The sequence below is a fragment of the Nitrosomonas communis genome, assembly GCF_024102715.1.
Classification (GTDB): Bacteria; Pseudomonadota; Gammaproteobacteria; order Burkholderiales; family Nitrosomonadaceae; genus Nitrosomonas; species Nitrosomonas communis_B.
The window spans coordinates 89,062-98,532 of sequence record NZ_JAGFJM010000081.1 but is presented as its reverse complement, the minus strand read 5'-3'; the positions used below and the strand labels follow the sequence as shown (position 1 = coordinate 98,532).

General features: G+C 52.7%; 9 protein-coding genes. 6 read left to right on the top strand and 3 right to left on the bottom strand.

The features are described from left to right. The first annotated feature begins 234 nt into the window (after positions 1 to 234). The gene (locus J5I83_RS08115; protein ID WP_304054789.1) at positions 235 to 951 is read left to right on the top strand and encodes a dienelactone hydrolase family protein; all 717 of its coding nucleotides are present in this window, start codon (positions 235 to 237) and stop codon (positions 949 to 951) included. A gap of 165 nt (positions 952 to 1,116) precedes the next feature. Here the strand turns inward: J5I83_RS08115 and J5I83_RS08110 are convergent, their stop codons facing one another. Together J5I83_RS08110 and J5I83_RS08105 are read right to left on the bottom strand one after the other, a co-directional pair. Further along, positions 1,117 to 2,787: a multicopper oxidase family protein gene (locus J5I83_RS08110; protein ID WP_304054787.1), complete on the bottom strand. Its 1,671-nt coding sequence runs from the start codon at positions 2,785 to 2,787 to the stop codon at positions 1,117 to 1,119. Positions 2,788 to 2,822: 35 nt separating this feature from the next. Then, a complete protein-coding gene (locus tag J5I83_RS08105; protein ID WP_304054785.1) occupies positions 2,823 to 3,686 on the bottom strand; it encodes an MBL fold metallo-hydrolase in 864 nt (287 codons plus the stop codon). A 110-nt stretch (positions 3,687 to 3,796) separates the two neighbouring features. Here J5I83_RS08105 and J5I83_RS08100 point away from each other — a divergent pair, with 110 nt between their 5' ends. The 5 genes from J5I83_RS08100 to J5I83_RS08080 all read left to right on the top strand — a co-directional run bounded on the left by J5I83_RS08100 (position 3,797) and on the right by J5I83_RS08080 (position 7,679). Further along, the gene (locus J5I83_RS08100) at positions 3,797 to 4,228 is read left to right on the top strand and encodes a YeeE/YedE family protein (protein WP_304054784.1); all 432 of its coding nucleotides are present in this window, start codon (positions 3,797 to 3,799) and stop codon (positions 4,226 to 4,228) included. A 22-nt stretch (positions 4,229 to 4,250) separates the two neighbouring features. Beyond that, positions 4,251 to 4,676, top strand: coding sequence for a YeeE/YedE family protein (locus J5I83_RS08095; protein WP_304054781.1), 426 nt, complete (start codon positions 4,251 to 4,253; stop codon positions 4,674 to 4,676). A gap of 121 nt (positions 4,677 to 4,797) precedes the next feature. Continuing rightward, on the top strand, positions 4,798 to 5,181 hold the full coding sequence (locus tag J5I83_RS08090) for a metalloregulator ArsR/SmtB family transcription factor (RefSeq protein ID WP_304054799.1): 384 nt from the start codon (positions 4,798 to 4,800) through the stop codon (positions 5,179 to 5,181). Next, the gene (locus J5I83_RS08085; protein ID WP_304054778.1) at positions 5,153 to 6,859 is read left to right on the top strand and encodes a TIGR01244 family sulfur transferase; all 1,707 of its coding nucleotides are present in this window, start codon (positions 5,153 to 5,155) and stop codon (positions 6,857 to 6,859) included. The genes J5I83_RS08090 and J5I83_RS08085 overlap by 29 nt, the downstream gene beginning before the upstream one ends. A gap of 7 nt (positions 6,860 to 6,866) precedes the next feature. Continuing rightward, on the top strand, positions 6,867 to 7,679 hold the full coding sequence (locus J5I83_RS08080; RefSeq protein ID WP_304054775.1) for a sulfite exporter TauE/SafE family protein: 813 nt from the start codon (positions 6,867 to 6,869) through the stop codon (positions 7,677 to 7,679). Positions 7,680 to 7,802: 123 nt separating this feature from the next. On the opposite strand, the gene J5I83_RS08075 is transcribed toward J5I83_RS08080, so the two are convergent. Next, positions 7,803 to 9,338, bottom strand: coding sequence for a class I SAM-dependent methyltransferase (locus J5I83_RS08075; RefSeq protein WP_304054772.1), 1,536 nt, complete (start codon positions 9,336 to 9,338; stop codon positions 7,803 to 7,805). Between the last annotated feature and the right edge of the window lie 133 nt (positions 9,339 to 9,471).

Sequence of the window (9,471 nt, the reverse complement as noted above, 5' to 3'; positions counted from 1 at the left end):
AAAACGCGCCGCCGCCTGCGCAATGGTAAGTCCTTCCTTCTTGCGAACGGACAAAACTTTGCAGCGAAATGATGATGGATAAGTCATCTATGAATTGTAATCAATTTATTTGAGCTTTGCTATACAGATAATTGCTGTTCAATCGCATGATAGTTTCTATGATAGACGTGTAGCTGATAAAGTTAGCGTAAGATTATGCATATTTCTTACATACGACTTAAGGATTGACCGAATATGCTGACCAAACACATTGATTATCAGGATGGTGAAACGCAGTTGGAAGGATATCTTGCCTACAATGAAACAAATACAAGCAAACCGGCCGTGCTGATCGCGCATGACTGGAGCGGACGGCGCGAATTTGCCTGCAAGGCGGCGGAAAGAGTGGCGGCAATGGGCTATGTAGGCTTTGCGCTGGATATGTACGGCAAAGGTATTTTTGGTCGCGATGGCGACACCGAAGGCAATGCTGCGCTCATGCACCCTTTCGCAAGCGATCGTGCCTTATTGCGACAAAGAATAAACGCGGCATTACACGCTGTGCGTAAACTGCCACAAGTTGACGCAGCAAAAGTCGCTGCCATGGGCTACTGCTTTGGCGGTATGTGCGTGCTGGAACTGGCTCGATCGGGTGCCGAAGTAAAAGGGGTAATCAGCATTCATGGCATCTTTGCGCCTGGTAATGTGGCCAACCAGAAAATGAACGCTAAAGTACTGTGTCTCCATGGCCATGATGATCCCATGGTGCCGCCAGAACAGGTGCTGGCTTTTGAGAAGGAAATGACTGAAGCGGGAGTAGACTGGCAGGTGCATGTCTACGGTGGCACCATGCATGCTTTTACCAATCCTGTTGCGAATAATCCCGTTTTTGGGACAGTCTATAACGAAGTGGCGGCAAAACGGGCTTATCAGTCGATCAGTAATTTTTTGGCGGAGATATTCCAGCTATAGCGAGAAAATTCTGCCTGAAGTCATCGCACCAAAAACATACGAGCCCGCCTGCTTAGCACATCTCTGTAAAAAGCCAATGGACACCGCCAGTCTCAACAGGCTGGCGGCTGACTGCACGGATCAATCGCGGCTTGCTGCAATAAGCGGGCTGGATTCCAGTGACGATCACTCCACCAAAAAATTACGCATCATCCCCATATCTTCGTGCTCCAGATTATGGCAGTGATAGAGGAAAAGGCCGGTATACTCCTGAAACGGCTTGATGATGGTCACTTCTTCGCCAGGCATAACCAGCACGGTATCTTTCCAGCCGTTATTGACAAAACCATCCTTGACAGTTTCGTAGCCGCTGCCATGCTGCTCTTTTATCAAGCGCGACAGAATTTGGAATTGTTGTCCATGCAGATGGATTGGGTGCGCCATCGACATCATCATCCCCATGCCGCCACCCCTCCTTCCTCCCCTGCCGCTCATATCCGCCGTATCTTCCATTCCTCTTCTTCCTCCTCCGCGCATACCATGGTCTTCCTGGAAAATCCGGATTTTCTGAATAGTATTGACGGGAATTTTTTCACTCTCTGCGGCGGCCAACAGCTCAAACGAGCGATGATTGAGTTCGGGCGACATATGCATCATGCTCAGGCCAATCCGGATCGGTTTATCCGGGTTCGCAACATCGCGGTCGAGCAGACGTTTAAAGCTGGCCAGCGTTGTCGGTAATTGAGGTGATTCGCTGGTCTTTTCAGCAATATGGAATTTAACCAGCGGGAATTTGCTGCCTTGCGCAAGTCCACCCCCCATCATGCCCATGCCACCGCCTCTTCTACCTTCTCCGCTCCTTCCGCCGCGCATTCCTCCACCCATATGCGGCATGACACCATGATAGTCGAGGCTATACAGCACGAGATCGGAGCCCAGCTCCCGGCCGCTGAAATCGACCCATAACTCGACCCGTTCAGCCGGGGCCAGCATGATGTACGGAAAGGTCTCAGGCTTTGCGAGCAATGCACCATCCGTGCCGATTGCGGTCAAAGGCGTGCCGTCCTCCCAGCCGAGCTTATAAATCCTCGAATTCGAACCATTCAGCACACGCAAACGATACGCGCGAGTTTTCACCGGTATGGTGCGATCAATCTGGCCGTTGATCAGGATAGTATCGCCCAGAAATCCCCTGATCCGTTCTTGCATGCCATGCTGCAGATAGCGCAATTGATTGTCAGCAGTGAAGCGTCGGTCCTGAATCACAAGCGGCAGATCGTATGCGCCGCCAGGCAATTCCAGTTTTTGTTCCTGCTCATCGCTAATGGTGATCAACCCTGCCAATCCCTGATAAACCTGGGTCGCGGTCATTTCATGGGTATGCGCGTGATACCAGTTGGTGCCGGCAGGATTCTTGACTTCAAACTCATACACATAACGTTCACCCCGATTAATTGCATACATCGGATGCCCATCCATTTTCTGCGGCACATGCATGCCGTGCCAATGCGCGACAGTTGGTTCAGGCAATTGGTTGTAAAAAATGATGCGAACTTTCTGCCCACGCACCAGATTCAGCGTGGGACCAAGGTAGCCTGGCAGTTCGCTTAAGGTAGCGGGAGAACCTTTAAGTAATTTGCCATGGTATTTGAACACCTTGGTGGTCGCACCCCGCTTGAGGGAAACCGTAGCCTCACGTGCAGTCAATTCGATTTCCACATCAGGCTTGAAAGTGCCGCTGGGCGCATTGCTCATTTTAGCTGCTTGTGCCAGCATAACGCCTGGCCACGCCGCAGCAGCCGCGCTGAATGCAGCAAACTGCAGAAATTGCCGTCTTTTGTCATCGAAGCGCGCCATCTCTGTCCCTCCGTATTAATTTACAATCAAAGCTCTCAGATCACATTAATCGGTATCTTGAAATAGGATACGCCATTATCTTCTGCCGGCGGCATTTGCCCTGCGCGCACATTGAGTTGCACGGAAGGCAGCATCAGCACCGGCATCTCCAGCGTCGCATCGCGTGCAGTGCGCATGGCGACAAAGTCATCTTCGCTGACACCGTCATGGACGTGAATATTATGCGCGCGTTCTTCTGCCACCGTGCTTTGCCACTGAGGAGCAGCACGATCCTTGGGTGGATAATCATGGCACATGAATAATCTCGTGGCGGGAGGAAAATCCAGTAATTTACGGATGGAACGATAAAGCTGACGCGCATCTCCCCCTGGAAAATCTGCGCGTGCGGTTCCTACATCCGGCATGAACAGGGTATCGCCGATAAATATTGCATCTTCAAATTGATAGGCCAAGTCGGCTGGGGTATGCCCCGACACTGCAATTGCCTTGCCAGTCAACTTTCCCACATTGAAAATTTCACCATCTGCCAGCAAACGATCGAATTGCGATCCATCTGCAGTAAACTGCGGCTCCAGATTGAACAGTTTCTTGAAAGTTTGCTGCACCTGCGGAATGTGACCGCCTATCGCCGTTTTTCCCCCCAGTTTGTCTTTGAGGTAGTGAGCAGAGGAAAGATGATCGGCATGAGCATGCGTTTCGAGCAACCAGCTCACGGTCAAGTGCTGCTCATTGACGAACGCAATTAATTTGTCGGCAGAAACTGTTTTCGTTCTGCCTGCCTTTGGATCGTAATCGAGCACGGGGTCAATGATGGCGCAGCTTCCGCCTGGCTCATCGTACACCACGTAGCTCACTGTCCCGGTCACAGGATCAAAGAATGCTTGAATGTTTGGCTGCATGACGCTCTCCTTTGCTAAGTCCGAATAAACACATTTATATTGACTATAATATATTTATTAACATAATATCAATTGTAATTATATGAAAAGATGAATTCAGGAGAAAGCGCATGACCATTGATTGGACCCATTTCACACCAGGGCTGGCACTGGCAGGCGGCATGGTGATTGGTATCGCCACCGCATTACTACTGTTGCTTGCCGGCCGGATCGCCGGCATTTCAGGCATTGTCGGCGGTTTGTTCAAGCTGCACAAAGGTGATATGGGATGGCGCATCGCCTTTATTACAGGACTCATCCTGGCGCCATGGTTATGGCAGCTATTCAATAAGTTGCCTCCTATCCAGATTGATACCAGTTACGCGGTGCTGGCCATTGCAGGACTGATCGTGGGTCTGGGCACACGTTATGGCTCTGGCTGCACCAGCGGGCACGGCGTATGCGGCCTGTCGCGCATGTCGCCGCGTTCCGCCGTTGCCACGCTCACATTTATGAGCACAGGTGTTGTCACGGTTTATCTCATCAGACATCTCCTGGGCTGATTACACTTCCAAGTAATCACCTATGATCACCATTCTCATTGCCTTACTCTCCGGCCTGGTTTTTGGCATCGGACTCATCCTTTCGCAGATGGCAAACCCGGCCAAAGTGCTGTCATTCCTTGATATCACCGGTTCGTGGGATCCTTCGCTGGCATTCGTCATGCTCGGCGCCATCAGCATCGGCATGCTTGCTTTCACTTTGGCGCGCCGCCGCGGTCAGACCTACCAAGGCTCACCCATCCAGCTACCTACTTCGCGCGTGATCGATAAACGCCTGGTGCTCGGCAGCCTGGCATTCGGTATCGGCTGGGGATTAGCAGGTATTTGCCCGGGCCCTGGGCTGGTGCTGGTTGGCACAGGCAGTCTGCACGGCATGGTGTTTGTTGCCGCCATGCTGCTCGGCATGGCCATCTTTGAGCTCCTGGAACGATACCGCGCACGGAAATGAGCCGTTGCGCACAGCAACAGCAAGTGTTTTTCGAAATTCAAACAAAAAATTGAATGCGTTTTTTATGCTAAGCAAGCCACTAATTATAAAAAAAACAGAACATCATGCTGATTTGGCTGACATGCTGTCAAATCGGGCAGCCGCCGCGCAAGCCTGTGCCTTGTTAAAAGCACTGGCTAACGAAGACCGTCTGCTTATTCTTTGCCAACTGGTACAAGGTGAAAAAAATGTAGGCGAACTGGAACAATCGCTCGCAATCCGTCAGCCGACTCTGTCACAGCAACTTACCGTGTTGCGCGAAGAAAAGCTGGTGCACACTGAGCGCAAAGGCAAATATATCTATTACCGCCTGGCCAGCCAGGAAGCATTACACATCATGCAAACGTTGTACCAGCTTTATTGCGCGGACAAGAGCCCGCAGCAGAGCAGTAATCATCTTGCATTAAAAAAGCCGGTCCCGGCAAAAGGAGGAAAAAATGAGCATTACCACGACCAAGCTAACTGAAAAACTGTCTGTGGCCGGTCAAATCAGCGTGGATGATCTGGCAGAAATCGCAGCAGCAGGCTATCAATCGATTATCTGCAATCGTCCTGATCATGAAGGCGGGGCAAGCCAGCCTGCCAGCGCTCAGCTAGAACAAGCAGCGCACGCGCTGAAAATCAACTTTGTTTATTTACCTATCGAGATTGGTAAAGTTTCCATAGAAAAGAGCGAAACATTTAATAAGCTCTTGGCAGAACTGCCGGGGCCAGTACTCGCTTTCTGCAATACCGGTAATCGGGCCAAAGCGCTATATGAACTAACCAAACAGCAAACAGAAAAGCCTGAACCGGAAAAACCCGAAAGGACGGAAGAATCGGTCACAGCCGCCTGCAGTTGGACAGAGGAGGCGCCTGAAACAATTCCCGTCCTGCACGCAACCGAAGATAAATCACTTGCTGTGACCGCTGCCTGCAATTGGGGCAATGCCTTCGATATCGTCGTGGTGGGCGGAGGAGCTGCGGGAATTGGTGTGACCGCCAGCCTGTTGCACCGCCGCCCTTCATTGCGCATCGCCATTATCGAACCAAGCGATAAGCATTATTATCAGCCAGCCTGGACACTGGTTGGCGGTGGCGCTTATGATATTGCGCAGACAGTCAGGAACACGGCAGACGTCATCCCGCCAAAAGCAGAGTGGATACCGGCAGCAGCAAGCGACTTCGATCCAGACAACAATCTGGTTCATCTGGCCGATGGCCGCACAATTGGTTACCGACAGTTGATCGTTTGTCCCGGCATACGCCTGGCATGGGAAAAGATTGAAGGTATCCAGCAAACACTGGGTAAAAATGGCGTCACCTCCAATTACCAATTCGAGCTGGCGCCTTATACCTGGACGTTGACGAAAAACCTCAAAAGTGGTAAGGCGTTGTTTACCCAGCCACCCATGCCGATCAAATGTGCCGGCGCACCGCAGAAAGCCATGTATCTGTCATGCGATTACTGGCTGCACCAGCGTGTGCTGGATAATATTGAAGTCGAATTCCATAACGCCGGAGCAGTGCTGTTTGGGGTCGCGGATTTTGTACCATCGCTGATGGAGTACGTAAAACGCTATCATGCCAAACTGGCATTCAACTCCAATCTGGTAAAAGTCGATGGCGCCAATAAAATCGCTACTTTTGAAATCAAGGACAGTGAAGGAAAGGTCTCACGGGTGGAAAAACCATTTGATCTGCTGCATGTCACGCCACCCCAGGTCGCGCCTGCTTTCCTGAGCAACAGCCCGCTGGCAGACGCCTCCGGTTTCTGTGAAGTCAATCCCAAGACCTTGCAGCATGTGCGTTACCCCAATATTTTCTCGCTGGGGGATGCCTGCTCCTCGCCCAACGCTAAAACCGCGGCCGCAGCCAGAAAGCAGATCGTCATCGTGGCCGAGAATCTGCTGGCAGCCAAAGAAGGCAGACAACTCCCTGATATTTATGATGGCTATGGCGCTTGCCCGCTTACCGTGGAGAATGGCAAGGTGATTCTGGCCGAATTCGGTTTTGGCGGCAAGCTGCTGCCGACTTTTCCGCTCGACCCGACCGTGCCACGGCGATTCAACTGGCTGCTCAAAGTCAAGGTATTCCCTTGGCTGTACTGGAACGGCATGCTGAAAGGCCGTGAATGGCTAACCCGCTCAACAGGTGTCAGCTAAGCCGCCCATGGAAACCAGCTTGATCAGCATTCTGCTGGGCTCATTCACCGGCATCGTGCTGGCACTGACCGGGGCAGGCGGCACCATCGTCGCAGTGCCGCTGCTCATGCTCAGCCTGCACCTGACAGTAGCAGAAGCTGCTCCTATCAGCCTACTTGCCGTCGGTTTGTCAGCGGCAATCGGCGCATTGCTGGCATTCAGGCAAAAAAGGGTCAGATACCGGGCAGCCGGTTTTATCGCACTGACAGGCGCACTGGTGTCTCCAGCGGGTGTATGGATTGCACAACGATTACCAGACACCGCGTTGACATTGCTGTTTGCTGGCGTGCTCGCCTACGCAGCCCAGCAAATGTTGCGCCAACGTCTGCATGAAAAGGACATAGACATGCATACCGCTGCGCCCTGTACTCTGGATGAGATCAGTGGGCGTCTGATCTGGACCGTACCATGTTTCAGCGCGCTAGCTTTTACAGGCACAACAGCAGGCTTCCTGTCAGGCTTACTGGGTGTAGGAGGTGGCTTCGTGATGGTGCCGGCGCTCAGAAAAATCACCAATCTTCCCATATGGTCCATCTTAGCCACATCGCTTGCCATCACTGCACTCATTGCTACCACAGGCGTTATTTCAGCAATACTGATTGGCGCCATGCAATGGTCGATCGCCATTCCCTTTTGCGCCGGAACTATCGCAGGCATGCTGCTCGGCAAAACAGTTGCCGATCGTTTCGCCGGGCCGGGATTACAGCGAGCTTTTGCTATCCTTGCTGGCTGTATCGCCATCGGCATGATTGCCAAGGTGGTCTGGACAGCCTTTCTTTAGCATCACAGGACAGATACATGAATACCTTAGCGCTATTCACAAGTAAATCGTTTTTCAAAGATGCCGCTCGGACTGAGCTTGCCGCGAACGATGCGCCTCTTGGCGTCGGCGCACCCTGCAAATTCAGACTACCTGCAACGCCATCAGAATGGGCAGGCGCTTGTCGGCAAACTCGCTTGCCTGGCGGGTAAGTTCAGCCAGATTTTCCTCGGCAGATTCTATGGTTTTACCTTCTTTGGTCAGCCGCTGGTTCAAGGCGGCCAGATATTGCCAGCTCAACTGCGCCCATTCAGCGGGCGATTTCTTTCCCTGACTGCGGGCCAGCAGGAACAGTTGCTGGAAACGATTGACCGTTATGGCGCCGCCGGTGAGGGGACTCGCCAGGTAAACAATGTCGTTACTGCCACGGCTCTTGTTCATCAAATGCAGGTTGAGTTTGTCAGTGCTGCGTCTGGCTTTTGCCGCCGCCGCATCTTCCTGCACCACGCCGACATCGCCCTTGCCGATCAGTATCATTGCCGCCTGCAAAACCTGGGCGAAGACGATGCTCTTGCCCTGCAGCGCCTGTTCGATCTGACCCAGCGTGCGCGGTTTATAATCAGCCAGCAGATCGAGAATCGGCACGTAGACACCTTCATTTAGCTTGGCCTCGCCCAGCGCGCCACTGGCTTTCAGTTCGACTGCGTCGCGCACATTCTGCAGCATGATGCGCTGGTTGCGCAGATGTTCGATACGCTCGATGGCATCATATTTGCGGGCGCCTTTAATCCAGTAATCCCGCCGGAACTGGGTATTGCACATGAAGTCGCGCGTCATTTCACGAAACATCGGGTCAGCAATGTCGCGCAGAAACTGCTGCTGCCCTTCTGATAGATTGACTGCATCGACATGATCGACATAATGCGCGGAACAGGCATAGCTCAGTTTGGCAGGCATCAGCCACTCTCTCATGCGGCTGAACGACATCGGATGCCAGTCGCGGTTAAAGTATTCGTGCGCCAGGTAGTTGCGGTTTTGCTCCTTCATTCTCTTGATGCGCTCGGCTACCTGCGGATTCACCCGGCCGTACAGCGGGTTGGTGGCAAGCATGCGCTCGGCAAAATCAAGCGCGGCGTCGATCCGGCTGCTGATACCCTGGCCGCTGGCACCCATGACCTCGGCGTGTTCTGTCAGCAGCTCGCGCATCGGCAGCATCGTTGTCCAGCCAGGCTGCGTGTTGTAGCTGATATAGAGCACGCCACCCACCTTCAGCCGGCGGTGGATAAAATCGGCAATGAGCGCGCGGTTCTCGTCTGAAATCCAGCTCCAGATGCCATGCAGGCCAATATAGTCAAAATCAGGTAAATCATTGCGGGTGCAAAACTCGGCAAACGCCTGGTCGAACAGATACGCCTGTGCGCCAGAAGCGGCAGCCATTTCCTGCGCAAATCCGGCCTGCGCGGGATTGAAGTCAGTGCCATACCAGCGCCTGCCTGAGGCCGCTGCGTGCATGCCTATGCTCATTCCCTGGCCAAAGCCCAATTCACAGGCTGTGTCAATTTCCGGGAAAACAATCCCGGCAGCCAGTAATGGCAGCCTGAGCCGTAACGGATTGAGTTCCGTATAGTAGCCATAAGTATAGCCAATGTCCGCCACGTAGCCGGCAGTCCAGTCAGTCATTATCATTCCTTTCGAAAAAATAGCAGTTTTCTTGCCAGGCAAACACTCATAAAAAAACCCCGCCCTTGTGCAAAGGACGGGGTTTGATTGACTGCTTCTCCGGCAAAATCAAGCTCGCCGGTCATCTCCCAAG

What these genes read in the sequence shown, in the direction of transcription:
- J5I83_RS08115 (WP_304054789.1), top strand. Translation starts at nt 235, where the DNA reads ATGCTGACCAAACACATTGATTATCAGGATGGTGAAACGCAGTTGGAA.
- J5I83_RS08110 (WP_304054787.1), bottom strand. Translation starts at nt 2,787, where the DNA reads ATGGCGCGCTTCGATGACAAAAGACGGCAATTTCTGCAGTTTGCTGCA.
- J5I83_RS08105 (WP_304054785.1), bottom strand. Translation starts at nt 3,686, where the DNA reads ATGCAGCCAAACATTCAAGCATTCTTTGATCCTGTGACCGGGACAGTG.
- J5I83_RS08100 (WP_304054784.1), top strand. Translation starts at nt 3,797, where the DNA reads ATGACCATTGATTGGACCCATTTCACACCAGGGCTGGCACTGGCAGGC.
- J5I83_RS08095 (WP_304054781.1), top strand. Translation starts at nt 4,251, where the DNA reads ATGATCACCATTCTCATTGCCTTACTCTCCGGCCTGGTTTTTGGCATC.
- J5I83_RS08090 (WP_304054799.1), top strand. Translation starts at nt 4,798, where the DNA reads ATGCTGTCAAATCGGGCAGCCGCCGCGCAAGCCTGTGCCTTGTTAAAA.
- J5I83_RS08085 (WP_304054778.1), top strand. Translation starts at nt 5,153, where the DNA reads ATGAGCATTACCACGACCAAGCTAACTGAAAAACTGTCTGTGGCCGGT.
- J5I83_RS08080 (WP_304054775.1), top strand. Translation starts at nt 6,867, where the DNA reads ATGGAAACCAGCTTGATCAGCATTCTGCTGGGCTCATTCACCGGCATC.
- J5I83_RS08075 (WP_304054772.1), bottom strand. Translation starts at nt 9,338, where the DNA reads ATGACTGACTGGACTGCCGGCTACGTGGCGGACATTGGCTATACTTAT.